24 protein-coding genes are annotated in these 24842 nt (G+C 73.4%); all 24 read right to left on the bottom strand.

Annotated elements, in window-relative coordinates:
• Window positions 1-167: 167 nt before the first annotated feature.
• The 24 genes from ACIQGV_RS12470 to ACIQGV_RS12355 all read right to left on the bottom strand — a co-directional run bounded on the left by ACIQGV_RS12470 (window position 168) and on the right by ACIQGV_RS12355 (window position 24770).
• Window positions 168-1388 (bottom strand): cytochrome P450, encoded by a 1221-nt coding sequence (locus ACIQGV_RS12470; protein WP_402493666.1) that lies wholly within the window; start codon window positions 1386-1388, stop codon window positions 168-170.
• Between the two features lie 98 nt (window positions 1389-1486).
• Window positions 1487-2158, bottom strand: a complete 672-nt coding sequence (locus ACIQGV_RS12465) for a response regulator (RefSeq protein ID WP_402493663.1) — start codon at window positions 2156-2158, stop codon at window positions 1487-1489.
• On the bottom strand, window positions 2155-3531 hold the full coding sequence (locus ACIQGV_RS12460) for a sensor histidine kinase (RefSeq protein ID WP_402493661.1): 1377 nt from the start codon (window positions 3529-3531) through the stop codon (window positions 2155-2157). Before ACIQGV_RS12460 ends, ACIQGV_RS12465 begins: the two co-directional genes overlap by 4 nt.
• A 151-nt stretch (window positions 3532-3682) precedes the next feature.
• Window positions 3683-4357 (bottom strand): response regulator, encoded by a 675-nt coding sequence (locus ACIQGV_RS12455; RefSeq protein ID WP_402493658.1) that lies wholly within the window; start codon window positions 4355-4357, stop codon window positions 3683-3685.
• Complete coding sequence (locus tag ACIQGV_RS12450) at window positions 4354-5784, bottom strand: sensor histidine kinase (protein WP_402493655.1); 1431 nt, start codon at window positions 5782-5784, stop codon at window positions 4354-4356. The genes ACIQGV_RS12455 and ACIQGV_RS12450 overlap by 4 nt, the downstream gene beginning before the upstream one ends.
• 10 nt (window positions 5785-5794) lie before the next feature.
• Window positions 5795-7006 carry an acyltransferase gene (locus ACIQGV_RS12445; RefSeq protein WP_402494115.1) on the bottom strand — a complete coding sequence of 404 codons (1212 nt, stop codon included), beginning with the start codon at window positions 7004-7006 and terminating at the stop codon, window positions 5795-5797.
• 61 nt (window positions 7007-7067) lie between these two features.
• Window positions 7068-8066 (bottom strand): alpha/beta hydrolase, encoded by a 999-nt coding sequence (locus ACIQGV_RS12440; RefSeq protein ID WP_402494113.1) that lies wholly within the window; start codon window positions 8064-8066, stop codon window positions 7068-7070.
• A 286-nt stretch (window positions 8067-8352) separates the two neighbouring features.
• Entirely contained in the window at window positions 8353-9234 is an 882-nt protein-coding gene (locus ACIQGV_RS12435; RefSeq protein WP_402493653.1) for an alpha/beta hydrolase, read from the bottom strand.
• A gap of 756 nt (window positions 9235-9990) precedes the next feature.
• Entirely contained in the window at window positions 9991-11181 is a 1191-nt protein-coding gene (gene kynU, locus ACIQGV_RS12430; RefSeq protein ID WP_402493651.1) for a kynureninase, read from the bottom strand.
• Window positions 11174-12013 (bottom strand): tryptophan 2,3-dioxygenase family protein, encoded by an 840-nt coding sequence (locus ACIQGV_RS12425; protein WP_402493650.1) that lies wholly within the window; start codon window positions 12011-12013, stop codon window positions 11174-11176. The genes kynU and ACIQGV_RS12425 overlap by 8 nt, the downstream gene beginning before the upstream one ends.
• A 152-nt stretch (window positions 12014-12165) precedes the next feature.
• The gene (locus ACIQGV_RS12420; RefSeq protein ID WP_402493647.1) at window positions 12166-12579 is read right to left on the bottom strand and encodes a DUF3151 domain-containing protein; all 414 of its coding nucleotides are present in this window, start codon (window positions 12577-12579) and stop codon (window positions 12166-12168) included.
• 21 nt (window positions 12580-12600) lie between these two features.
• On the bottom strand, window positions 12601-14067 hold the full coding sequence (locus ACIQGV_RS12415; protein WP_402493644.1) for an MFS transporter: 1467 nt from the start codon (window positions 14065-14067) through the stop codon (window positions 12601-12603).
• Window positions 14068-14137: 70 nt separating this feature from the next.
• The gene (gene fbaA / locus ACIQGV_RS12410) at window positions 14138-15160 is read right to left on the bottom strand and encodes a class II fructose-bisphosphate aldolase (RefSeq protein WP_402493641.1); all 1023 of its coding nucleotides are present in this window, start codon (window positions 15158-15160) and stop codon (window positions 14138-14140) included.
• A 157-nt stretch (window positions 15161-15317) separates the two neighbouring features.
• The gene (pyrE, locus tag ACIQGV_RS12405) at window positions 15318-15866 is read right to left on the bottom strand and encodes an orotate phosphoribosyltransferase (RefSeq protein ID WP_402493638.1); all 549 of its coding nucleotides are present in this window, start codon (window positions 15864-15866) and stop codon (window positions 15318-15320) included.
• A 10-nt stretch (window positions 15867-15876) separates the two neighbouring features.
• Entirely contained in the window at window positions 15877-16665 is a 789-nt protein-coding gene (locus ACIQGV_RS12400; protein ID WP_402493635.1) for an aldose 1-epimerase, read from the bottom strand.
• 112 nt (window positions 16666-16777) lie between these two features.
• Window positions 16778-17572, bottom strand: a complete 795-nt coding sequence (locus ACIQGV_RS12395) for an SRPBCC domain-containing protein (protein WP_402493633.1) — start codon at window positions 17570-17572, stop codon at window positions 16778-16780.
• Window positions 17573-17626: 54 nt separating this feature from the next.
• Window positions 17627-17926 (bottom strand): hypothetical protein, encoded by a 300-nt coding sequence (locus ACIQGV_RS12390; protein ID WP_402493630.1) that lies wholly within the window; start codon window positions 17924-17926, stop codon window positions 17627-17629.
• A 199-nt stretch (window positions 17927-18125) separates the two neighbouring features.
• Complete coding sequence (locus ACIQGV_RS12385) at window positions 18126-19760, bottom strand: polyamine aminopropyltransferase (protein WP_402493627.1); 1635 nt, start codon at window positions 19758-19760, stop codon at window positions 18126-18128.
• Between the two features lie 239 nt (window positions 19761-19999).
• The gene (locus tag ACIQGV_RS12380) at window positions 20000-20521 is read right to left on the bottom strand and encodes a DUF2617 family protein (protein WP_402493625.1); all 522 of its coding nucleotides are present in this window, start codon (window positions 20519-20521) and stop codon (window positions 20000-20002) included.
• A gap of 377 nt (window positions 20522-20898) precedes the next feature.
• Window positions 20899-21195: a hypothetical protein gene (locus ACIQGV_RS12375; protein WP_402493623.1), complete on the bottom strand. Its 297-nt coding sequence runs from the start codon at window positions 21193-21195 to the stop codon at window positions 20899-20901.
• A 179-nt stretch (window positions 21196-21374) separates the two neighbouring features.
• Complete coding sequence (locus ACIQGV_RS12370; protein WP_402493622.1) at window positions 21375-22637, bottom strand: tyrosine-type recombinase/integrase; 1263 nt, start codon at window positions 22635-22637, stop codon at window positions 21375-21377.
• Window positions 22637-22834 (bottom strand): helix-turn-helix transcriptional regulator, encoded by a 198-nt coding sequence (locus ACIQGV_RS12365; protein ID WP_402493620.1) that lies wholly within the window; start codon window positions 22832-22834, stop codon window positions 22637-22639. The genes ACIQGV_RS12370 and ACIQGV_RS12365 overlap by 1 nt, the downstream gene beginning before the upstream one ends.
• Window positions 22831-24258, bottom strand: a complete 1428-nt coding sequence (gene repSA, locus ACIQGV_RS12360; RefSeq protein WP_402493618.1) for a replication initiator protein RepSA — start codon at window positions 24256-24258, stop codon at window positions 22831-22833. Before repSA ends, ACIQGV_RS12365 begins: the two co-directional genes overlap by 4 nt.
• The gene (locus tag ACIQGV_RS12355; protein ID WP_402493617.1) at window positions 24255-24770 is read right to left on the bottom strand and encodes a hypothetical protein; all 516 of its coding nucleotides are present in this window, start codon (window positions 24768-24770) and stop codon (window positions 24255-24257) included. Before ACIQGV_RS12355 ends, repSA begins: the two co-directional genes overlap by 4 nt.
• Window positions 24771-24842: the final 72 nt, after the last annotated feature.

Here is a 24842-nt window from a genome sequence, read left to right as displayed (position 1 = left end):
GCAGGGCCGCGGGCGCAGGGCCGCGGGCGCAGGGCCGCGGGCGCAGGGCCGCGGGCGCAGGGCCGCGGGCGCAGGGCCGCGGTGAGGCGGGCCGGGTGCCGGGCTGCGGCGGTGGGACCCGGCGGGCGTCCAGGGGCTCACCGGGTCCGGCGGGCGGCCGCCGCCGCTCAGCCGACCTCGACGCTCAGGCCCTCCAGGCCGCGGATCACGAAGTTCGGCTTGCGCTCCGGGTCGGCGGCGAGCCGGAGCGTCGGCGCACGGTCCAGCAGGGCCCTCATCGACGCGGCCAGTTCCAGACGGGCCAGCGGGGCGCCGATGCAGTAGTGGATCCCGGCGCTGAAGGAGATGTGCGGATTGTCCTTGCGGGCGAGGTCGAGCCGTCCGGGGTCGGCGAAGACCGCCGGGTCGTGGTTGGCGGAGCCGAACAGCAGGGCGAGCTCCGCACCGCGCGGGACGACCTGTCCGTCGATCTCGATGTCGTCCAGCACCCACCGCTCGAAGAGCTGGAGCGGGGTGTCGTAACGCATCAGCTCCTCGACCGCGGAGGGCACCAGCGTGTGGTCGGCGCGCAGCGCTTCGAGCTGGCCGGGGTTGCGGAACAGCGCGTACCAGCCGTTGACGGTGGCGTTCACCGTGGCCTCGTGACCGGCGTTCAGCAGCAGCACACAGGTGGAGATCATCTCCTGCTCGGTGAGCCGGTCGCCCTCGTCGTGCGCCGCGATCAGCCCGGAGACGAGGTCGTCGCCGGGCTCCTTGCGGCGCTCGGCGATCAGCTCCCGCAGATAGCCGGAGAACTCCACCGACGCCCGTACGGCCTTCTGGGCCGTCTCCTGCGACGGGTTCAGCTCGTACATCCCGCAGATGTCCGCCGACCACGGCCGCAGCGGCGCCCGGTCCGCCTCCGGCACACCCAGCATCTCCGCGATCACCGCGACCGGCAGCGGTTCGGCGACGTCCGTCAGCAGATCACCGCCGCCCGCCCCGACCAGCCGGTCCACCAGCTCCGCGGCCAGCCGCTCGATGTACGGCCCCAGCCGCTCCACCGTGCGCGGCGTGAACGCCTTCGACACCAGCCGGCGGATCCGGGTGTGGTCCGGCGGCTCCAGGTCCAGCATCCCGTGGTCGTTGAGCGTGTGGAACGGCTCGTGCTCCGGCGGCGGCGCGCTCCGCCCGAACTCCTCGTGCGTGAACCGGTGCTGATAGGTCCGGCCCAGCCGTCTGTCCCGCAGCAGCGCCGACACGTCCGCGTGATGGGGGACGAGCCACTGGCCGGTGGGCGCGTAGTGGATCACGCGGCCCTGCGCGCGCAGCTCGGCGTAGGCGGGGTACGGGTCCGCGAGGAACCCGGCGTCCCAGGGATCGAAGGCGAGATCGGTGCGGCCTGACATGCCCGGACGCTAACGCGCCGGGGCGGTCCGTGACCAGAGCCGGCACCCGTGCCGGCTTCGGTGCCGCACACGTCCTCCGGGCTTTCGCCGGAGCCCGCTCACCCCGGCGTCACCAGCCGGGCCTCGTAGGCGAACACCGCCGCCTGGGTGCGGTCCCTGAGCCCCAGCTTCACCAGGATCCTGCTGACGTGGGTCTTGATCGTCGACTCCGCGACCACCAGCCGCCCGGCGATCTCCGCGTTCGACAGGCCCTGGGCGATCAGCACCAGCACCTCCGTCTCCCGCTCGGTCAGTTCTCCGTAGGCCGCCTGGGCGCCTGCGCCGACGGCCGGCCGAGTGACTTCGGACAGCTTGGAGAACTCGCTGATCAGCCGCTTGGTCACCGAGGGCGCCAGCAGGGCCTCCCCGGCCGCCACCACCCGCACCCCGTCCGCGAGCTGGCGGGCCGAGGCGTCCTTCAGCAGGAAGCCGGAGGCCCCGGCACGCAGCGCCTGGTACACGTACTCGTCGAGGTCGAAGGTCGTCAGCACCAGCACCTTGGCCGTGCCGTCCGCCGCCACGATCTCCCGTGTGGCCTCGATGCCGTTCAGCTCGGGCATCCGGATGTCCATCAGGACGACGTCCGGGGCGAGCTCACGGACCTTCGTCACGGCCTCGCGGCCGTTGACCGCCTCGCCGACGACCTCGATGCCGGGCATCGCGTTCAGCAGCACGGAGAAACCCTCGCGCACCATCATCTGGTCGTCGGCTATCAGCACACGGATCGTCATGCCCCGGCCTCGTTCGCCAGGGCGACCGGAAGGAACACCGCCACCTCGAAACCACCGTCCGGCGTGTGGTCCGTCGCCATCTCGCCTCCCAGCATCGTGACCCGCTCGCGCATTCCGGTGAGGCCGTGCCCGGCTCCGGGCGAGGGCTTGACCAGCCCCGGCGACGGAGGCGGGCCGTTGACTATGCGCACGCCCAGGCCGCCCAGGACATAGCCGATCTCCACCCGGGCGCTCGCCCCCGGCGCGTGCCGCAGGACGTTGCTCAGCGCCTCCTGCACGATCCGGTACGCCGACAGCTCGACGCCCTGTGGGAGTTCACGCACCGCGCCCGTCACCGCCTTCTCCACCGTCAGGCCCGCGTCCCGCACATTGGCCAGCAGCGCGTCCAGCTCGGCGAGGGTGGGCTGCGGGGCGTCCGGCGCCTCGTAGTCCTCCGCCCGCACCACGCCGAGGACGCGACGCAGCTCGGTGAGGGCGGCGACCGCGTTCTCCCGGATGGTCGCGAAGGCGCGCTCCAGCTCGGGCGGCGGGTTCTCCACACGATAGGGGGCGGCCTCGGCCTGGATCGCGACGACCGACATGTGGTGGGCGACCACGTCGTGCAGCTCGCGGGCGATCGTGGTGCGCTCCTCCAGCAGCGTGCGCCGGGACCGCTCCTGCTGGGTCACCGTCTGCTGGGCGGTGACCTCCTGGGCGGCCTCGCGCCGCACATGGAACACGGTCGCCAGCAGCAGGGTGAACGCCGAGACGACCAGCATGGGCGCGGTGCCGGAGGAGTCGTAGTAGGGGGACGCCGTGACGAGGTCGGAGCCGAGGCCGTAGGCCGCCGTCACCAGCCACATCCACGCGGCGGCCCGCGGCCGGGTGCGCATCGCGACGATCGTCATGACGATCACATGCGCGACGAAGCTGCCCGGCGGCCAGGGCCAGCCGTCCCAGGAGCCGCCGATGACCGTGATGACGGGGGTGGACGCCAGCGACAGCCAGAACGCGGCAACCGGCCGCACCAGGGTCAGCAGCACCACCGCCGCGGGAACCGCACTGCCGAGGAGCGCGGTCGGTGAGCCGATGTCGTGGCCCGTCGTGAGCCCGGTCATCAGCGTGAACCAGGCGAGCCCGGCCACCATCGCGTGCGGTGTCCACACCGCGTACCGGCGCAGCCGGGGCGGCACCTTGCGCATCCTCGGGCTGTCCGCGGCCAGCCGCGGCAGGGGCCGGTAGGCGAACGCGTCATGGATCAGGTCCTCGCGCATGCCGCGCAGCGCTTGCATCGCCGCACGCGCCTCGGGGCTGCGCGGTGTGTAGGGCTCGTACGGGCTCTCCGGCGCGGTCCCCCGCGTCCCGCCCCCGCTGGTCTGGGTCGTCTCGGTCACATGAGAAACGGTAGGCCCGGCCGGGTGCCGCCGTCGTCACCAGTGAGAGGGGTCCTTCTGCCTCCGTCTCAGGTACTACGGGTCCCGGTGCCGCCCGTCTCCGCCCCGGCCCGCAGGTCTCGGCCCTGCCGCCGGCACCGGTGCGCAGACGTCAGTACCCGGCCGGTCTCACCAGCCCCGAGTCGTACGCGAACACCGCCGCCTGGGTGCGGTCCCTGAGACCCAGCTTCACCAGGATGCGGCCCACATGGGTCTTCACGGTCTGCTCGGCGACGACCAGCCGTTCGGCGATCTCCGCGTTCGACAGCCCCCGGGCGATCAGCGCCAGCACCTCCGTCTCCCGCTCGGTGAGATCGCCGACCCGTTGCTTCAGCGGGGCACGGGGCGTGCCGTCCAGCCGGGAGAACTCGGCGATCAGACGCCGGGTGATGCCGGGGGCGAGCAGGGCGTCGCCGGCCGCGACCACGCGTACCGCCTCGGCGAGCTGGTCGGCGGAGGCGTCCTTGAGGAGGAAGCCGGACGCGCCGGCCCGCAGCGCCTCGTACACGTACTCGTCGAGATCGAAGGTCGTCAGCACCAGCACTCTGGTGTCCGCCGTGGCGGCGACGACCCGGCGGGTGGCCTCGATGCCGCCGAGCTCGGGCATGCGGATGTCCATCAGGACGACGTCCGGCGCCAGTTCGGCGACCTTGGCGACCGCGTCCAGGCCGTCGACGGCCTGACCTACCACCTCGATGTCGGGCTGGGTGTTGAGCAGCACGGTGAAGCCCTGGCGGACCATCTGCTGGTCGTCGGCGATGAGGACGCGGATCGCACCGCTCTTCATGGGTTCTTGTCTCCTGTCGGTGGTTCGGCCGGGCGAGCGGGAAGGCGGGGGGACGGCACGAGCGGATCGAGGCCGTCCCCGCTCCAGGACGCGGCACCCTCGGCGTCGCGCGGGAGGAACGCCGTCACCGCGAACCCGCCCTCCCGGGTCCGGGTCGCGCTGAGCCGGCCGCCCAGCATCGCCGTCCTCTCCCGCATGCCGAGCAGTCCGTGCCCTGCCCCCGGAAAGGGCGGAACGGGCTGCTTCGGAGGGGAGTTGACGACGCCGATGTAAAGGCCCTCGGGGAAGTGCGTGACCCCGACGGCCGCCGTCGAGCCCGGCGCGTGCCGCAGCACGTTGCTCAGCGCCTCCTGCACGATCCGGTACGCCGACAGCTCCACCCCCGGCGGGTAGGGCCGGCCGGCCTCGCCCATGATCTCGGTGGTGACCGCCAGGCCCGCCGCCCGGGTGTTCGCGATCAGCGCGTCGAGACGGTCCAGGGTGGGCTGCGGCGCGTCCGGGGCGAGACCGCCGGACATCTCGCCCAGTCCGTCGGCCTCCTCCGGATGCTCGGAGCGCAGCACACCGAGGACGCGGCGCAGTTCGGTGAGCGCCTCCAGGGCGTTCTGCCGGATGCCGGCCAGGTTCTCCTTCAGCTCCTCCGACGGGTCCTGCACCAGATGCGGGGCCACCTGCGCCTGGATGGAGATCACCGACATGTGGTGGGCCACCACGTCGTGCAACTCCCGGGCGATCCTGCTGCGTTCCTCCAGCAGGGTGCGGCGGGCCCGCTCCTCGGCGGTGATCTCCGTCTGCTCCACCAGCTGGCTGCGGGCCACGCGGCGGCCCCGCAGGGCGCTGCCCAGGGTGCCCATGCCGGTGAACAGGGCCACCGCCGTCACACCGGTCGACTCGTAGTTCGCCGCGCCGACGACGCCCTGGACGAGGTAGGTGGCCAGCGCCGTCACCGCCAGCGCCTCGACCGTCACCCGGGTCGGGACCCGCAGCGCGAGCAGCAGCACCACCAGCGCCTGAGCGAACAGACCGGGCACGGACCACGGCCAGGACATGCCGTCGGTGGCCTGGCCCGAGATCAGCTGGGACCGGGCCGCGAGGGCGACGACGACCGCGACCGTCGTGGACAGCAGCCAGGCCGGCACCGGCCGCCGCAGCGCCAGCACCACGGCCGCGCCCTGCACCAGCGACACCGCGACCGCGTACTGGGCGTTCTGCCGGTAGCCGTCGGCCAGCATGGCCATCTCGGTGCCCGTGACGATCACCGCTATCAGCCACACCACGCCGTGCGGCAGCCAGCGCAGCCATTCCGACGGCGGCAGAGGTGCCGCGTCGAAGGACAGCAGGTCCTCGCGCACCGACCGCAGCGCCTGCCGGGTACCGCGCACACCGGGCGGCTGCGACGGCCGTCCCCCATCCCCCGTGCCCCTCATACCCCTCACCCTAGACATGTCGTACCTCCTCGACTGCGGACGGACGGCGACCGGCCGCCGGGCCGCCCGCCGGACCACTCGGCCCGGCCACTCGCGCGGGGCGCTCCCGCCGCCGCGTCCTCACGGCGCGGGCGTCCAGCTCGCAGAACCGGAACGCGGCCCAGCAGACCGCGAGCGCGAGCGCGAACACCGGCAGCCAGACGAGTCGGCCGGCGATCCAGCCCAGGTCCCCGGGTGCCGTGTGCAGGCCGGGCAGCGGGCCGAGCGGCAGGGTGCTCGCGGTGACGGCCATCAGGGCCGTCTGATGCCACAGGAAGACCGTCAGCGCGAAGAGGTTGGCGCCCGCCACCCCCGCCCACAGGACCGGCCGGCGCATGGCCCGGCTCAGCCGGCCGCGCAGCAGCAGGGCCAGCCCGCACTGTGCGACACCGAAGGTGACCGCGGCCAGGGTCGGCGGATTCAGGTTGGACACCGCGGCACCGGGCACACCGACCATCGACGCGGGATAGCCCGCCCACGCCACCAGCCCGGCCGTCGCCACCGCCCCGCCGCACAGCAGCAGCCACCCGGCACGGCGGCTCTCCGCCTCGCCGCGGGTCCAGGCCGCGCCCAGCGTGAACGGCACCGCCCAGCCCGCGACGAGGTTCACCCAGCCCAGCCACGGGGGTCCGCCGAGACCGAAGCGCACCACGTCGACGTGCAGGACGACCACCAGCGGCCACAGCGGGTGCACCCGAGCCAGCAGCGGCGTGGCCGCGGTGAGCCCCGCGTACACCAGAAGGAACCACAGCGGGGACAGGGCGAGTTTGACCAGCGTGCGCACGGTGCCGTAGTCGGTGCCGGACAGCAGCAGCGTCACCGCGGACACGCTCCACAGGGCCGCCACGGGCATCACGGGCCGGAACAGCCGCGCCAGCCGCAGCCTCAGCCAGCGCCGGTAGGGGACACCGCGTGCCTGGGCGGAGGCATGCCCCTGTGTCGCCACATGGCCGCCGACCAGGAAGAACACGGCCAGTGTCTGGAAGACCCAGGAGATCGGGGCCAGCCACGGCATCTCCCCAAGCGGACTCGCGGTACGCAGGCTGCCGCCGTCGGCGACCAGGGCCGTCACCAGCCAGTGCCCCAGCACGACTCCGAGGATCGCGAAGGCCCGCAGGGCGTCCACCTCACGTCTGCGGCCGGCCGGGGTGGCGGCGTCGAACCGCTCGGCCGCACGGCGCATGCGGGCCAGAACGCGCGCCGGTCCCGGGATCCTGCTGCCGTGCTCCCGGCCCGGCGTCCGCTCAGCCACGGCTCGCCTCCGGGGTCTCGCCGAGGACGATCCGGGTCAGGCCGGCCAGGCTCGCGGAGCCCGGTGCGAAGTAGTCGCTGTGGCCGCCGTGGCCGGCCGTGAAGACCCGGGCGCCGAAGGCCGGGGAGACCGGGTCGGTGCCGAAACCGACGGTCGTGCCCAGCAGTTCGGCCCGTATGTGCGGTACGTCCGCCACCCAGTCGCCGGAGCCGCGGGCCGCCCAGACGCGGGCCCGGGTGTGCAGGTCCGCCACGCTGTCCGCGCCCGTGCCGGGGCTGCCGACGAGGACGATGTCGTCGGCGGACGGCCCGTCGGCGGCGCGGGCACAGACCACCGAGCCGTAGGAGTGGCACAGCAGGGCGACGGTCGTCCGCGGGCCGGTGAGGCCGCGCAGCGTGCGGATGAACTCGCCCAGCCGCACGGCGCCTTCGTCCGCGCGGTCCGTCGTGAGCACCGCGGCGCCGAAGGTGGCGGGGGTGTCGTAGCCGAGCCAGGCGACGACCGCCGTGCCCGTCCCGGCCGGGGCCTGTGCGGTGAGGCTCCGGTGCAGGGCGCGGGCGGCCGCACGGAAGCGGCCGTAGGTGTCGAGCGAGGTGTCGGAGCCGGGCACCAGGACGGCGACCCGGTCGGCGTGCGCCAGGTCGCCGAGGACCTCGACGGCCCTGCCCTGGCCGCGTCCGTCGAAGAACAGCAGCTGGCGGGACGGTGCGGCCAGGGAGTCCTCCACGCCCGCGCGGTGCCGGTGGCCGTGCGCCTCGGCCATGCGGGACGCCTGTGCGGCGTTGCCCCGGTGGGCGGCGTACGCCGCCTCCAGTCCGGCGGCGGTGACACGGCCGGTGTCCGCCGGTGCCGGGGCGGGGACGCTCGGCCGCGCGGCGGCGGAGAGCGGCACGACGACAGCGCCGGTGACCAGGGCGGCGAGCAGGGCCCGGCGCCAACGGTGCGGCCTGCGCGGGCGGGACCGGCCCGCCGTCCGGCCCGGCCGCTCCACGCCCTCCCCGGCTCCACGCCCCGTACGCGGGTCCCACGGATCACGCAGGCTCCACAGATCCCGCAGGCCCCACAGACTCCGCAGCCCCCGCCGTCCCACGGCCGCCTCCCCTCCGACTCGCCCGTCCGTCGGGCTTCTGAAGGGAAGGTACGAATCGGCGTCCGTCGCTCGCGTCCCGCCACAGAGCTCTCAAGTGCCGTAGCTCTCAGGTATTACGGGTATCCCCGACCCCCACCCCGGGACAGGCCCCCACCCCGGGACAGGCCCTCACCCCCGGAACGGGCCCTCACCAAGCCAGCTGTGCGATCTCCTCCGCCACCACCGCGCACGCGTCCGCCACCGGGTCGATCAGCGGGAAGTGGCCGACGTCCTCCAGCAGGGTCAGCCCGACCACCTCACCGGCCTTGGCCGCCGCGTCGGCGTACGCCTCGGCGACCGCCTGCGGGACGACGTCGTCGGTACGGCCCTGGACGAGAGTGGTCGCGATGCCGGTGGGCAGCAGACGGGCGGGATCGGCGTACGGCAGCCGGTCGGCGAACGCCGCCGCGCCGCCCAGCAGCTGGCCGGCCGCGCCACCGCAGACGTCGAGCTTCTCGGCGACGGTGAGATCGGCGATGGGCGCGAGGGCGACGACCCCGCGCAGCGGCGCGGGCCCGTCCAGGCGCCAGGCGGAGTCCGCGGGCAGCACGTGCCGGGCGGCCGCCCACAGCGCGAGATGGCCGCCCGCGGAGTGCCCGGTGATCACCGTGCGGCGCGGGTCGGCCTGCGGCAGCACCTCATGGGTGAGGTCCGGCAGCGCGTCCAGCGCGGCGGCGACGTCGTCGAAGGTGTCGGGCCAGCGGCCGGCGACGGGCGCGCCCCCGGCCGGAGGTCCCTCCGCGCCCCGCCGGTACTCCACGCTCGCCACCGCGAAGCCCCGGCGCGCGAGGAACTGGGCGAACGGGCTGATGTGCACGCGGTCGTACGGCGCCCGCCACGCGCCGCCGTGCAGGACGACGACCAGCGGAGCGGGCCCGCCGGGTGCGTCCGGACCGCACGGGGCGTAGAAGTCGATCACCTGGTCGGGGTGGTCGCCGTACGCGGCGGTGACGTCGGGGTCGACGGGCGGGTGCGAGAAGGCCGACTCCTCCTCGGCGGCGGCCCGTTCTGCGGAGGCGTCGTCCGGCATGCTCCAACCTCTCAGCGACGATACGGATTTGGCGGACCAGGTGAGATCGGCCAGGCAAGAAATCCAGCCGTTGGCGGGGACGGTATCAGGCCGATGACGTGCGCGGACACGCGGATGTCACGCACGGTGAGGGTTAAACGGTTCTGCAGTTTCGTTGCGCTGCGGAGCACGGGCCGGGCAGGTGAGGAAGCCGTACAAGAGGGGCACCCTGGTCCGCCGGACCCGGCGCCGTACGTCCCCGAGGGCGCACCGCGCGTGCGAACGTCCGTACCGCGGACGGCAGGTGACGCGCAGGCCGAGCACGGATCCGCCCGCCTCGGCCTCACGGACGTCGCACGTCGCACGTCGCACGAGGGCGGGGAGCAGGGACGGGCAGGCGGACCACGCACAGACGCCCGCGCACCCCACGGGAAACAGACCACCCACAGACACCCGCGCACCCCCACGGGAAACAGACCACCCACAGACACCCGCGCACCCCACGGGAAACAGACCGCCGCACAGACACCCGCGCACCCCACGGGAAACAGGCCGCCGCACGGGCAACCCGCGTGCAACAGGGCTTCGCCCGGGGCGGGTTGCCGGGAAGGGCGCGGCCCGGTGCACGTCACCGGAGGGTGACGTGCACCGGGCCGACGGCCGTCGGGCAGCCAGGGCCCTTCTGACGGATCTCCGCGGCGTCGCGACGCCCGGCACGCACTCCCCCACTGCCTCAAGGGCGTGGGAGGTGCCCCCAGCCGCACGACACGAAGGGCCCTAGACCTCTCCGAGCACCTCCCCCAGCACCCTCGCCGCGCGTTCCACGTCCGCGAACCGCACGTACAGGGGGGTGAAGCCGAAGCGCAGGACGTCCGGGGCCCGGAAGTCACCGACGACTCCGCGCTCGATCAGACGCCGCATGACGTCGCCCGCGTCCGCGCAGCGCAGGGCGACCTGGCTGCCGCGCTCCCGGTGGGCCGCCGGGGTCAGGGACTCGACCCGGCCCGCCGGGACGTACTCCGCCACGCACTCCAGGAAGAAGTCCGTCAGGGCGAGGGACTTGGCGCGGACGGCTTCCACGGACACCCCGTCCCAGACCTCCAGGGCCGCCTCCAGGGCGAGCATGGAGAGGATGTCGGGGGTGCCCACCCGGCCCCGCAGCGCTCCGGGGGCCGCCTCGTAGGAGGACCGCATCCCGAAGGGCTCGGCGTGCGAGTTCCAGCCGGGCAGCGGGGAGTCGAAACGGTCCTGGAGGTCACGTCGTACGTACAGGTAGGCCGGTGAACCCGGCCCGCCGTTGAGGTACTTGTACGTGCAGCCGACCGCGAGGTCCACGCCGTGCCCGTCCAGACCGACCGGCAGGGCGCCCGCGCTGTGGCAGAGGTCCCAGACGGACACGGCGCCGGCCGCGCGGACCGCCGCCGTCAGCGACGGCAGGTCGTGCAGCTGGCCGGTGCGGTAGTCGACGTGGTTCAGCAGCACCGCCGCCGTGCGGTCGCCCAGTGCCGACGGCACCTCGGCGGGGGCCACCGGACGCAGGGTGCGCCCGGTCAGCCGGGCCGCCGACTCGGCCATGTAGCCGTCGGTGGGGAAGGTCGTGGCGTCGACCAGGATCTCGTCCCGGTCCTCGCCCGCCATCCGCACGGCGGCCACGAGCGCCTTGAAGACGTTGACACTGGTGGAGTCGCCGACGACGATCTGCCCGGCGTCCGCGCCCACCAGCGGGGCGATCCGGTCGCCGATCCGCTCGGGCGCCGTCCACCAGCCGCTCTCGTCCCACGACCGGATGCGCAGCTCGCCCCACTGCCGCCGGACCACGTCCTCGACGCGGCCGGGGACGGCGACGGGCAGCGCGCCCAGGGAGTTGCCGTCGAGGTAGACGGTGTCGTCCAGCACGAACTCGGTGCGCTTGGGGGCGAGTTCGTCGGCGGCGTCCGCCTTCGCCGCCCGGGCCGCCTGCTCAGACATGGGACCTCGCCGTCCACAGCTCGGGGAAGACGTTCTTGCGGGCCCGCTTCTCCAGCCAGGCCACGCCCGCCGAGCCGCCCGTGCCGGCCTTGGCGCCCATCGCGCGGCGGGTGGCGACCAGATGGTCGTTGCGCCAGCGCCAGACCAGCTCGGCGACATCGGTCAGCGCCTCGCCGAGACGGGCGACCTCGTCGCCGGGGTCGCCGGAGTAGACGGCCGTCCAGACGGCCTCGACCTCGTCGTGGGGCTCGTACCGCTGGGTGACGTCACGCCCCAGCGCGGCCTCGGGGATCGCGTGCCCGCGCCGGGCGAGCAGCCGCAGGACCTCGTCGTACAGGCTCGGCTCGTGCAGCGCCTTCTCCAGCTCGGCGTGGACGCGGGGCGCCCCGCGGTGCGGGACCAGCATGGACGCCGACTTCTCGCCGAGCAGGAACTCCATCCGCCGGTACATGGCCGACTGGAAGCCCGAGCCCTCGCCCAGCGCACTGCGGTACGAGTTGAACTGGGCGGGCGTGAGCTGGCCGAGCGGCTTCCAGGAGGCGTTCAGCGCCTCCAGTTCGCGCACCGAGCGCTTCAGCGCGGCCAGTGCGGTCGGCACGTCGTCGCCGCGCAGGGCGTGCGCCGCGGTCTCCCACTCGTGGACGACGACCGTGAACCACAGCTCCATCACCTGGGTCGTGACCAGGAAGACCATCTCTCCGGGATCGTCGGAGAGGGTGTGCTGGAGATGGGTGAGCACGTCCGCCTTGACGTAGTCCTCGTACGGCGTGGTGCCGGAGAAGTCGAGATGCGGGGTCTCGGGCTCGTGGGCCTCGTGAGCCTCATGGGACATCGCTGTCTCCTGATGTTGTACTCCGGGTAGCGGTCCGCCCCTGCCGATGCCGACACGGGGGCCCCGGTCCCCACCCGCATCCTCCGCAATCCCTCCCGCATCCCGCAAGGCCCGCCCGAACATTCGGGCGGGCCGTACCTGGAAGCAGCAGGTCAGCCCAGGGTCTGGGCCGCCGTCGGCGAGGAGTCCTTCAGGAACTGCGAGCAGCGCTCGTACTCCTCCTGCTCGCCGATCGCGCCGGCCGCGCGGGCGAGGGCGTGCAGGGCCCGCAGGAAGCCGCGGTTGGGCTCGTGCTCCCACGGCACGGGCCCGTGGCCCTTCCAGCCGCTGCGGCGCAGCGCGTCCAGGCCGCGGTGGTAGCCGGTGCGGGCGTAGGCGTACGACTCCACGACGCTGCCCCGCTCGTACGCCTCGTCGGCCAGGCGGGCCCAGGCCAGCGAGGACGTCGGGTGCTTCGCGGCGACGTCCGCGGCGGGCGTGCCGGCCGCGAGCAGCTCGCGCGGCTCGGGGTCGTCGGGGAGGTGGGTCGGGGGCGGGCCCCCGAGGAGGTTCTCGTGAATCGTCATGGGCTCAGTCTGGTGCATCGGTCACGCGATACGCCCCTTGGCCCGCTCCCCCTCCAGCGGTGGCGCCGTGACCCAGCCGTGGCTGCGGCACTCGGGCCTGCGGCAGTCCGGCGGAAGCGGCCGTACGGTGGCGAAGGCCAGGACCGCGCCCAGCACGAGGACGCCCGCGCAGACGTACATGGCCCGACCGAACGCGGCGTCGAAGGCGTCCGCCGACCGGTACGCCTCCTCGCCCATCCCCACGACCAGCGGCAGCGCGGCCACCGCGATCAGGCCGGCCGCGCGTGCCGCCGCGTTGTTGATGCCGCTGGCCAGGCCCGCCCGGGCCACGTCCACGGAGGCCAGGACGGTGGCCGTCAGCGGGGCGACCAGCGTGACCATGCCGAGGCCGAGCACCAGCACGGCGGGCAGCACGTCGAGGACGTACGAGGCGTCCGGGCCCACCCGCAGCATCAGCAGCATCCCGGCGGCGCACAGCAGCGGCCCCACCGTGAGCGGGACGCGCGGGCCGATCCGTTCGCCCAGCTCGCCCGAGCGCGCGGAGAACAGCAGCATCAGCAGGGTCGCCGGCAGCAGGGCCGTGCCCGCGCCGAGCGCGCTGTACCCGGAGACCACCTGGAGCTGCACCACCGCCAGGAAGAAGAACCCGCCGAAGGCCGCGTACACGCACAGCGTGACCAGGTTGACCGCGGTGAACTGGCGGGAGGCGAAGATGTCGAGCGGCATCATCGGGTCGGGCCGGCGCCGCTCGACGTACACGAAGGCCACCGCCGCCGCGATGCCCGCGACCGCCGACAGCACCACCACCGGTCCGCCGCCGTCGGCCTCGATCAGGGCGTACGTCACCAGTCCGAGCGCCGCCGCGCCGAGCAGGGCACCCAGCACGTCGAAGCGGCCGTGGGCGCGGCCGTCGGCCGACTCGGGGACGTGCCGCAGTGCGACGGGGACGCACAGCAGCGCCAGCGGCACGTTCAGCAGGAACACCCACCGCCAGCCGGGCCCGTCCACCAGCCAGCCGCCCAGGAACGGCCCGACGGCCGCCCCGATGCCGCCGAAGCCGGACCACAGGCCGACCGCGCGGCCCCGGTCGTCGGGGTGGAAGGACGCCTGGATGAGCGCCAGCGAGCCGGGGGTGAGCAGGGCCCCGCCGATGCCCTGGAGGGCGCGGGCCACGATCAGCACGCCGGCGTTCGGGGCGAGACCGCACAGCAGGGAGGCCACGGCGAACCACACCACGCCGACGACGAAGACCTTGCGGCGTCCGTACTGGTCGCCCAGCGAGCCGCCCAGCAGGATCAGGCCGGCCAGCGTGAGCATGTACGCGTTGACCGTCCACTGGAGCGCGGCGAGATCGGCGTCGAGGTCGCGGCCGATGGCCGGCAGGGCGACATTGACCACGGTCGAGTCCAGCAGCGCCATGCTGGAGCCGAGCACGGTGGTGAGCAGGATCCATCGGCCCTGCGGCGAGGCCAGCCGGACATCGGGCATGCCCCCAGTAAACAGCGAGCCCGGCGCCGGGGCACCGGGCTCGCTGGTGAACGCGAGGACTGCGCGGGGGTTACTTGATCCGCGTGCCCGAGGAACGCAGGTTGCCGCAGGCCTCCAGGACACGGGCGGCCATCGACGCCTCGGCCAGCTTGCCCCAGGTCCGCGGGTCGTAGGCCTTCTTGTTGCCGACCTCGCCGTCGACCTTCAGGACGCCGTCGTAGTTCGCGAACATGTGGCCGGCGACCGGACGGGTGAACGCGTACTGGGTGTCGGTGTCGATGTTCATCTTCACGACGCCGTTCTCCAGCGCGGTCGCGATCTCCTGCTCGGTGGAGCCGGAGCCGCCGTGGAAGACGAAGTCGAAGGGGGAGGACTTTCCGAACTTGGCGGCGACGCCGTCGTTCAGCTCCTTCAGCAGCTCGGGGCGCAGGACCACGTTGCCCGGCTTGTACACGCCGTGGACGTTGCCGAAGGACGCGGCGAGCAGGTAGCGGCCCTTCTCGCCCAGGCCCAGGGCCTCGACGGTGCGGATGGCGTCGTCGACGGTGGTGTACAGCTCGTCGTTGATCTCGTGGGTGACGCCGTCCTCCTCGCCGCCGGTCGGGGTGATCTCCACCTCAAGGATGATCTTGGCGGCGCGGGCGCGCTCCAGCAGCTCCTGGGCGATGGCCAGGTTGTCGGCGAGGGTCTCCGCGGAGCCGTCCCACATGTGCGACTGGAACAGCGGGTTGCGGCCGGCCTTGACGCGCTCCTCGGAGACGGCGAGCAGCGGACGGACGTAACCGTCCAGCTTGTCCTTCGGGCAGTGGTCCGTGTGCAGCGCGACGGTCACCGGGTACTTCTCGGCGAGGATGTGCGCGTACTCGGCGAGGGCCACCGCTCCGGTGACCATGTCCTTGCTGTACTGACCGCCCAGGAACTCGGCGCCGCCCGTCGAGATCTGGATGATGCCGTCGCTCTCCGCCTCCGCGAAGCCGCGCAGAGCCGCGTTCAGGGTCTGGCTGGAGGTGACGTTGATCGCCGGGTAGGCGAACTTGCCTGCCTTCGCCCGGTCGAGCATCTCGTTGTAGACCTCGGGGGTTGCGATGGGCATCTGTCCGCTCCTTGTATGTGCGGGTGGGCGTTGAGCTTGCGGCCCTGACCTAGACCATGGGGTGGGGGCGACGTCATCGTCGGCCCCATCTTTCCAGACTCGGCCGGAAGGTCCAGGAGCGGTCCAGGGGGCGGTCAGTACTGACGAGTAGGGACAGTCAGTCCAGTCCCAGCTCGTCCTTGGAGAACGCGAAGAGGTACGGCACACCCGCGCCGTCCTGGATCTTCTCGGCGGCTCCGGTCGCGCGGTCGACGATCGTCGCGACGGCCACGACCTCCGCGCCGGCCTCCCGCACGGCCTCGACGGCGGTCAGCGGGGAGCCTCCGGTGGTGGAGGTGTCCTCCACCACGAGCACCCGGCGGCCCTTGATGTCCGGGCCCTCGACGCGGCGCTGGAGGCCGTGCGCCTTGGCCGCCTTGCGGACGACGAACGCGTCCAGGCGCCGGCCGCGGGCGGCCGCCGCGTGCAGCATCGAGGCGGCGACCGGGTCCGCGCCCATGGTCAGACCGCCGACGGCGTCGAAGTCCAGGTCGGCGGTCAGGTCCAGCAGCACCTGGCCGACCAGCGGGGCGGCCTCGCCGTCGAGGGTGATGCGGCGCAGGTCGACGTAGTAGTCGGCCTCCAGACCCGAGGAGAGGGTCACCTTGCCGTGCACCACGGCCTTGTCCTTGATCTGCGCCAGCAGCGCGCCACGTACATCCGTCATGGCGCCCAGCTTAGAGGCGCCGCCAGCTCCAGGTCGTCGTGGCCTCCAGCGGCTCCAGGGGCGTGACCAGGCGCGGGAGGGTGTTCAGCCCGTTCGGCGGGCCGGTCTGCGGCTCCACGCACACGGCCGCCTCCTGCTCGTCGTACACCACGACCCAGCTCTCGGGGCTGGTCACCTTCAGCTCCAGCAGGCCGGGCCAGGTGAGGGTGACGTCGACGCCGCCGGGCATGCCGAAGCAGTCGTCCCAGGGGCCGGGCTTCGGGTCGAGGCGGTTGCCGGTGGGGAGGTGGTCGGCGCCGCGCTCCTCCTGCCAGGCCGGCTCGAAGGCCAGCTCCGCGTCGGCGCCGCCGAGGTTCCTGTTGAACCAGGGGTGCCAGCCGACCTGGGCCGGGAAGGACGAGTCGTACGTCTCGACGGACATGGTCAGCGTCAGGGAGTCGGGCGTCAGGGCGACGACGTGGGTGACACGGCCGGAGTAGGGCCAGGGGTCGGTCAGGTCGTGGGTGATGACGGCCTCGTCCTTGCCTGCGCGGGCGACCGACCAGGCGCCGTCCCGCGCGGTGCCGTGGATGGCGTTCGGCGGGGCGTTGAGGGGCATCTGGTGCGCGACCCCGCCGTTCAGGAAGCGGCCCTCCCTGATGCGGCCGCACCAGGGGACCATCGGGAAGCAGCCGTAGCGGTCGCCCTGCCGGAGCAGCTCGACACCGCCGACGCGGAGACCGCCGATGCGGCCGCCGTTGTCCGGGGTCACCGTGGCTTCCGCGTCACCCGCGGTCAGCGTGATCTCTTCGTTACTCACGGGGCGACCCTACTCGGGTGATCACGGGGGCCGGGTGACGGTGGCCGATTGTGGTCATGAACCGGGCCGCATGTGGCCGGGCACGATCCCTCCGGCGCCCGTCCGGCCGGCTTCAGCGGCGCCGCCGCAGGGCCCTGCCTGCGACGATCACCGTCGCGACCACCAGTGCCGCCGCCGGTGCCGCCCAGCGCAGCGTGCTCGCCTGGGTCGTCGTCCGGGGGGCGGGGACGGGGGCGTAGCGGCCCCTGGGCGGGGCGTGGTCGACCTCCTCCGCGCTGCGGCCGATCATCGTGCGACGGGCGTGGGCCGCCTCGGCCGGGGGTTCCGTCCCGGCGGGGGGTTCCGCCTCGGCCGCGGGAGCGTCGGCGAGGGGATCCAGCGACGGGGGCGGGACCTCCGTGTCGAAGACGGACGCGGAACCGGTGGAGGTGTCCTGCTCGTCGGCGGGTTCCCCCGGCCCGCTGCCCGGGTCCTCGCCGGCGGCCCGGGGATCCGCGTCCAGGCCCTCCGCGAAGCGGGTCAGCAGACGGGTGACGGCGGCGTGCACGGCCTCCGGTGCCAGGTCGGCCGCGCGGCCCTCCGCCGTGCCCGTGCCGTCGAAGGCGAGGGTGGTGCCGTCGTCCGTGCCGTTCAGGCGGAGGGTGAGCGCGAACTTCACCGCGCCGGTGCCGCGGGACTCGGTGGCGTCGCCCTCGACGGTGTAGGCGCCGTCCTCGCGCGCGGTCACACCGGCCGTGCCGCGGTAGGTGATCGTGGTGCCGCCGATACGGAGCTTCAGGCGTCCGGTGAGGGAGTCGGCGCCCGCGTCCTGCTGGAGCCCGGGGACCGCCCGGGCGACACGTGCGGGGTCGGCCAGCGCGGCCCGTACCCGCTCGACGGAAACCGGCACGTGCACCTCATGCTCCATGTCGTCGGAGCCTACCCAGGGGAGGCCGGAAAACACCCTTCCCGGCGGCTCCGGTCACCCGCTCGCGCCTCCCGGAGCCGTCGGCCCGCTCCCGTACGCCACCACCACCGTCCGCGCCCGGACGGCCGGGCCGAGCCCGGTCGCCGTGCGGCCGGGGTGCGCCCTGCCGGCGGCCTCGGCGGCGGCCGGCCCGCGGGCGCCCCGTCCGCTCCGGGCCAGGGCCTGGCCGTCCACCGCAAAGACGGCTGCCGCACGGGCACGGCGGGCCAGTTCACCCCGGGCGCCGGCGCGCGGCGCGTGGTCCGGGACGCCGGTCAGGGCCTCCCGGACGACCCGGTGGACGCACAGCCGCACAGCCGCACACAGGGCAGGCCGCCGGAGCGCACCCGCTCGGCCCTGCCGGGGAGTCGGCCGGTGTCCGGGGCGGGGTCCCCGGCGACGGGGGTGCCGCCGGCGCGCAACAGGCCCGGCATACCGCGCAGTTCGCCGAGGGCCCCGCCGGCGGCGGCGAAGACGGGGCCGGCGTCGTGCGGCCGGGGCCGCCGCCGTGCGGTCAGTACCTCGGATGCACCAGCGTCGACACCGGCGTGTCCCCGACCCTGGTCCGCTCGGCCGCCCGCGCGCCCTCGGCCAGGCCGGTGCCGGTGAGGGTGCGGGTGCGGGTCCCGCCGGACAGACGCAGGGGCGGCGGGCCGTCCGCGGCGGCGAGGACGAATCCCCAGTCGCGGGGCGCGCGGGACGCCTCGGCGGCGCGGTCGGGACCGGTGGCGGATCCGCCGGTGCGGCCGTCGACACGGTAGACGGAGGTGGCCAGTCCGGCGGCCCGTACGGTCGCCTCGACCGTCCAGAACGCGCGGGGACGGGTGGTCACCGGCCCGGCGTGCACCACGAGCCGGCCGTCGGCGGCCAGGACGCGCCGGGCGAGGCCGTAGAACTCCTGCGAGTACAGCTTGGTGCTGGAGGTGATGCCCGGGTCGGGCAGGTCCGCGACGATCACGTCGTACGCCGCGCAGGGTGCCGCGCGCAGCCAGCCGAACGCGTCGGCGGCGCCGACCCGGACGCGCGGGTCGTCGTACACATGTCCGTTGAGGGCGGACAGGGCCGGGTCGGTGCGGGCCAGCCGGACGACGCCCCCGTCGAGGGCGACGACGTCGACCTGGACGACCCCGGGGTGGCGCAGCACTTCACGGGCGGCGAGGCCGTCGCCGCCGCCGAGGACGAGCACGCGCGCGTGCGGTCCGTTCATCGCGGGGTGCACCAGCGCCTCGTGATAGCGGCGTTCGTCGCGGCCGCTGACCCGCAGCCGGCCGTCGAGGAAGAGGGCGAGGGGGTGGCCGCGGGTGCCGCCGGTGAGGACGATCTCCTGCACGCCCGTCTGGAGCGCGACACGTACGTCCCGGCCGTAGACCGCCTGCCGGGCGGCACGCTCGAAGTCGTCGACGAGGACGGCCGCGGTGGCCAGGATCCCGAGGACGGCGAGGTTGACGACGATGAGCAGCCAGCGGGCACGGCGAGTGAGGTCGCGGCGGAACAGGCCGAGGACGAGGGCGCCGCCGACCACCACGTTCACCGCGCCGGTCAGTATCGCGCTGGTCAGCTGGCCCAGGAAGGGCAGCAGCAGAAAGGGGAAGGCGAGACCGCCGACGAGGGCGCCCACATAGTCGGCGGCGAACAGGTCGGCGACCGCGCCGCCCGCGTCCTGGCGGCGGATGCGCTGTATCAGCTCCATCAGCAGCGGCACCTCGGCGCCGATCAGCAGCCCGGTGGCCAGGGAGAAGGCGACCAGCAGGGCGCGCGGGCCGCCGGCCCACAGCCCGCCCCAGGCCCCGGTCCACGCGAACACCGCGTACAGCGCCATCGCGCTGCATCCGCCGACGAGGGCGAGGATCGCCTCGATCGCCCCGAACCCGACGGCCGCGTACGGACGCAGCCGCTTGGCGGCGAGGGAACCGATCCCCATCGCGAAGACCATCACGGACAGCACGACGGATGCCTGGGTGACCGAGTCGCCCATCAGATACGAGGCGAAGGCGACGAGTTCCAGTTCGTACACCAGACCGCATGCCGCGCAGACGAAGACGCACGCGAGGACCAGGAAGCGCCCGGTGCCCGGCCGGACGGGCAGTCGCGCGGGCCCGCACCACGAGGGCGGGGCACCGGGCGGGGCCGGGGCGTGCGGTTCGATCACGACTGCGACGTTACGTCACGGGTCCGGCACGCTTCGTCACCCACACGTGTGGAACTGCCGGTCCGAACGGCCGTCGCACGTTTCACCCGCCGCCCGCCGGGCCACACGCGGCACGCGGTCCGGCCGGGCGGGGCGCGGTACGGCCCGGCGGGCGGCGCGGGGCGAGGTCAGGCGGCCGGTGCGGGGCGAGGTCAGGCGGCCGGTGCGGGGCGAGGTCAGGCGGCCGGTGCGGGGCGAGGTCAGGCGGCCGGTGCGGGGACCCGGACGCCCACGCGGGTGCGGGTCGCGACCAGCTGCCCGTCCTGCGGGTAGGCGTGCCAGGTGCGCCAGTGCACCTGGCCCTCGTACCGCTGGGCCAGCAGCGCGGTGAAGGCGTGCGGGCTGCCGGGGAAGACGCCGGCGAGACCGTTGGGATGGTCGGACACCAGGGCGAGCAGTTCCTGGGCGCGGCCCGCGAAGGAGCCCGGCGAGAGCACCTCGACCCGCGCGGCGAACTCGTACTCCCAGTCGCCCACCCGCTTGGCCACGCCGAGCGGGAGCGGTGTGCTGCTGCCGGGGATGCACGCCACTGTCTCCGAACAGTGGACCTGGTCCTCCTCCAGGAGCACCTGGTGCGAGGCGCCCAGCAGCCTCAACTGGAGCTTCGCTCCGGTGAGTTCGAGGTCGAGGGTGGCCAGCGCCGGGAGCGGCTCGCGCCCGAGGGCCCAGGCGAGGTCGGCCGCGCGCGTGTCGGTGTAGGAGGTCTTCAGGGTCGTGAGCATGGATCGGCTCCGCTAGCACGCAAAAGAAGGCGGTGGGGGTCCGGCGCATCCCGGTAGGCACGGGTGTTCGACCCGGTCGGCCCGGTCGACGGACGGTGTCAGCCCGGGCGACGGACGATGTCCGGGGAGATGTCCGAGGGGCTGTTCAGGTGATTTAGAGGGAATCATGAACTGTGGCGCCGCCACAGCGTTTTTACCCAACTTCGGAGGGTTTCCATCCCTCAGAGGGCTTCTCTGCTCAACTGTTCAACCACGGCGTACGCCTGAACGACGACGGCGTGCGCCGGGACACGCCCGAAGCCCAGCGCCCGCCGGTAGGATCCCGGCGGGCGCTGGACGTGGATACGGTCCCCCGTTCGAAGCTCGGCTGCCCCGTGTCAGCTGCCTCCGCCGCATCCACCACCGCCGCCGCCCCCGCACGACGAACCGCCGCCCCCGCAGGAGGAACTGCTCCCGCAGGACGAGCCGCCGCCGCACGAGCTGCCGCCGCTGTCCGCACCGCCGACCCACCAGCCTCCGTCGCTGCTGCTGCTGCCGCGGCTGCTGCTGCGCCGGCTGTGGGTCGTGGTGTAGCGCCCCCGGTGGCGGTGGTTGCGCCGGCTCTCGCTCACAGAGGCGATCACAGCCACCAGAACCACGACGGCGACCGCCGCCAGGATGATGCCCAGGACCATGGCGTCACCCTCCTTCCGATTCCCCCGAAGCGGCCCCCCGTGGGCGCCTCGTTCCTTGCGTGACACGGGGATGCCCGCCGCACTCCCGCGCCAAAGCAGAGTTGAGGAACTTCAGAGGGTTCTGGTGGACCAATGGCCCCTGACCTGCAAAGAAGAGCAGCTCAGGGGCCGTTGGTGCCTCACTGGGCCGTCTGTGGGCCGTGATCGCCCCGGGAGAGACGCTGAAACACCGTGTCGATGGCACGCCGGGCCCGCTCGCGACTGTCGGGCATGAGGTGGGCGTACACCCGCAGCGTCAGGCCCGGATCGGCGTGCCCCATGTACTCGCTGACGGCCTTGATGTTCTCGCCGGCGTCCAGGAGCGCCGACGCGTAGAAGTGCCGTAGGGCGTGCATCCCGCGCTCGCGGGCCAAGGCGTACTTGCCGTCATCGTCGGCGGCCGGGATGAGGCCCGCGGCCGCCAGAGCGGGCTTCCACTCCTTGCCGTTGAAGTTGCTCCGCCACACGATGCCCCCTTGTTCGGCCGTGAAGATCAGCCGGGCGGACACCTTCGGTCCCTCCGGTACGCCCCAGGGCAATGTGATCTCCACGGGCTTGCAGGCATCCATGTGGGCCCGCAGGGCTTCCGCCACGGAGCCGGGTAACGGCACGTCCCGCTTCTTGCCGCCCTTGGGGAGGTCGAACACAGGATGCCCTTCCACGTGTTTGATCTGCCGGACCACGTGGAGGGTCCGCCCGTCGGCGCTGAGGGCGTCCTCGGCCAGGCCGAACACCTCCCCTTGCCGCAGGCCGCACCCGGCCCCCACGTCGACCATGGCCCGGTAGCGGTCCAGCAGAGCCGCTCGAACGGCGAACACCTGGGCGGGCACCCAGGGAACCACCGGATGAGCGTCCGGCTTGGGCCGCCGCACGGTTCTCGCGCTGCACGGGTTGCGGGACAGCAGCGAGTCGTCAACCGCGGCAGACAGAACCGACTGCACGTCCGCAAAGATGTTCCGGGCGTAGGCGGGGCCCACCCCGCGCTTCGCTTCGAGCGCTGCCAGGAGCTCCCGGATGTGCTCGGGCCGGAACGTCCCGACCGGCCGGGTGCCCAGCACCGGGTAGACGTGCAGCCGCAGGCGCCGGCCAAGTTCCTTCCGGGCCATCGGGCTGGACGTCTTGGTGTCCAACCACTTCTCGGCGTACTGCTGAAACGTGATCCGCACGGACTTGGGATCGGTGTACTGACCGCGCGTCATGTCGGTCTCGATCGCGCTCAGCCACTTCTCGGCGAGCCGCTTCTTGCCGTCGGGAAAGCTCTTGGACTTCTCGGTGCCATCGGGGCCGACGTAGCGGGCCCGGTAGCGCAGGCCGGTTCCGTGGCGGTCGCTCTTGACTCGGGTGGTCTTGCCGTCGGCGGTGGTGTCGGTCTTGAACCAGCGGTCTTGGATGTGGCCGGCCATCACGCGGCCCCGTCCATCAACGACGTAACCCAGGCCCGCACATCGTCCGGGTCGAATCGCAGATACCTGCCGACTCGAAAGCCGCGAGGCCCGATGCCCTTTCGGCGCCACTGGTAGACCGTCTCCACGCTGGGCAGCCGCAGCAGGGTCACGAGGTCTTCCGGGGTGAGGTACTGGTCAGGCAGCGGCAGGCTCATGCGCACACCTCCCAGTCCTCCGGGGTGGCCAGGTCGGCCAGGGCTTCGCGTGCGGTCTCTCGGTTCAGGCGGATGTCCTTCGCGATCGTTGCGGCGAGCCAGGACTCACCGGGGGTGTGCCCTTGTCCGGCGTAGGTCCAGTGGGCGAGCACGAGGGTGGAGCCCTCCATGTCGTCGAGGTCTTCGGTGAGTCCGCGTTCGCGGCGTTCCTGCCGGGCCCGGTAGTCGGCGCGGACCTGCCGGAGGGCGGTGAGGGTGGTGGAGTAGCGGCGGGACTTGGTGGAGAAGTGGCCGCGGAAGCCGAGCATGTGAGCCCAGCGGGCGAGCAGCCGTTCGGGGTAGGCGTCGTCCAGGTCCCAGCAGGCTTCGATCAGGCGCCGGGTGTGCGCGGGCACCGGCAGCTTGTCGAGTTCGGACAGTTCCCCGATGCGGTGGTCGACGGTGCCGGTGGTCTCGGCGGCCTTGGTGGCGTACTTGGCGACGTAGGAGGCCACCGCCTGTTCGGTCAGTTCCTCCTGTCCGAGGGCGCCGATGGGCTGGACGTCGATCTGTGTGCCCCAGCGCAGGGTGCGGGCCGGGTGGCCGGCGGAGGCAGGCACGGGTACGGACACCCGGGCGGCGGCAGCCTTGATGGCGTCGTCCAGGAGCACGGTCGTGGCCCATGTCGGCGGAGTCGAGTCGGGGCCGTCGGGACCGTCGAGCCGCACCACCGCGTGGAAGTGCACGGCGCCGCGCTTCTGGAACTCGGCGACCTTGCCGAAGGAGACCCGGCACACCTCCTTCAGCTCCGTCTGGGTCAGCCCGGCGCGGGCGGCGATCTCCCGGCGCAGGTAGATCGTGAAGCGGCGCCACAGGTCCCCGGCGAAGTTGTTGAACAGCACCGCGCCCGCGTAGTCGTAGCTCCCGGGGTCGAGGGCGGTGCCCAGCGCCGGGTCATCCTCGGCATGGGAGCTGCCGCAGCGGCAGCGGCCGGAGTCGGGCCGATTGTGGACCGGGCCGAACGAGGGAGCGGTGAGCGTGGCGAAGACCCTCGGGTGATCGCGCACCACGGGTGAGACGCCCTTGGTCGGGTCGCCGGTGATCCCGGCGCGGATCAGGTGGTAGGTGTCGCCCGCGTAGGTCCAGGCGCAGGCCGGGCAGCGCGAGGCGCGACGGTTGCCGCAGGCCACCCGGAGCATGCCGCCCGGCTCGTGCGCGGTGCTGTAGGAGTAGAGGACGTCACCCGTCTTGGCATCGCGAGTGACGGTCTGGCCCTGAAGACGGATCGGGTTCGCGCAGCCGCCGGTACGGCGGACCTGTTCCTGCCAGCGGTCGAAGCCGGGCGTGTTGGCCACCCGCAGCAGGTCGGCCAGGGTCACGGGGTCGGTGCCCAAAGAGGCCGCAGCACCGGCCACGACCTCCGGGGCGACGGGGAACACCGTCACGCAGCCACCCCCGCGGACTCCACACCGGGCAGCGACTCGGGACCCGTCAGCCCGCCGAACGTGGGGTCGCCGGGGCAGATCGTGTCACCGTCGTGGGTGAGGACGGTCAGGCCGTCGACCGGGACCCGGGTCCACAGCGGGAAGCGGTCCGAGCCGCAGCCGGGGCACGCCGGACGGGGCAGACCTCGCGTCGGGGTGGAGGCGATACGAGCGCGCAGCGCGGCGACGTACGCGGCGTGCCGTTCCTTGGCGCGGTCGCTGATCTGGTCGGGAGTGATCTGACCGACCGCCCACTCGTTCAGGCCCGAGCCCTCGCAGTAGCCGCAGAAGATCTGCATCGGGTCGACGTCGTCGCCCGCCCAGCCGGAGCCCTCGCACATGGTGCAGTCGGCCCAGGGGCGGGAGGTGAGGAGGTACAGGCACTCGGCCGGGTCGGCGCACCGAGCCTCGATACAGGCCGGGCAGACCCTGTTGTGGGAGACGGTCACGCGGCGGGTAGAAGCAGGCATCATGGAAGCTCCCTCAGGGGACAAGGGGGCGGCGAACTGCTTGGCGGTAGGAGCGCCGCCCCCGGCTCAGACAGT

Source organism: Streptomyces sp. NPDC093094 (assembly GCF_044754345.1).
Taxonomy (GTDB): Bacteria; Actinomycetota; Actinomycetes; order Streptomycetales; family Streptomycetaceae; genus Streptomyces.
Note: the sequence above shows the minus strand (reverse complement) of the source record. Positions and strands in the feature narration are given on the sequence as shown.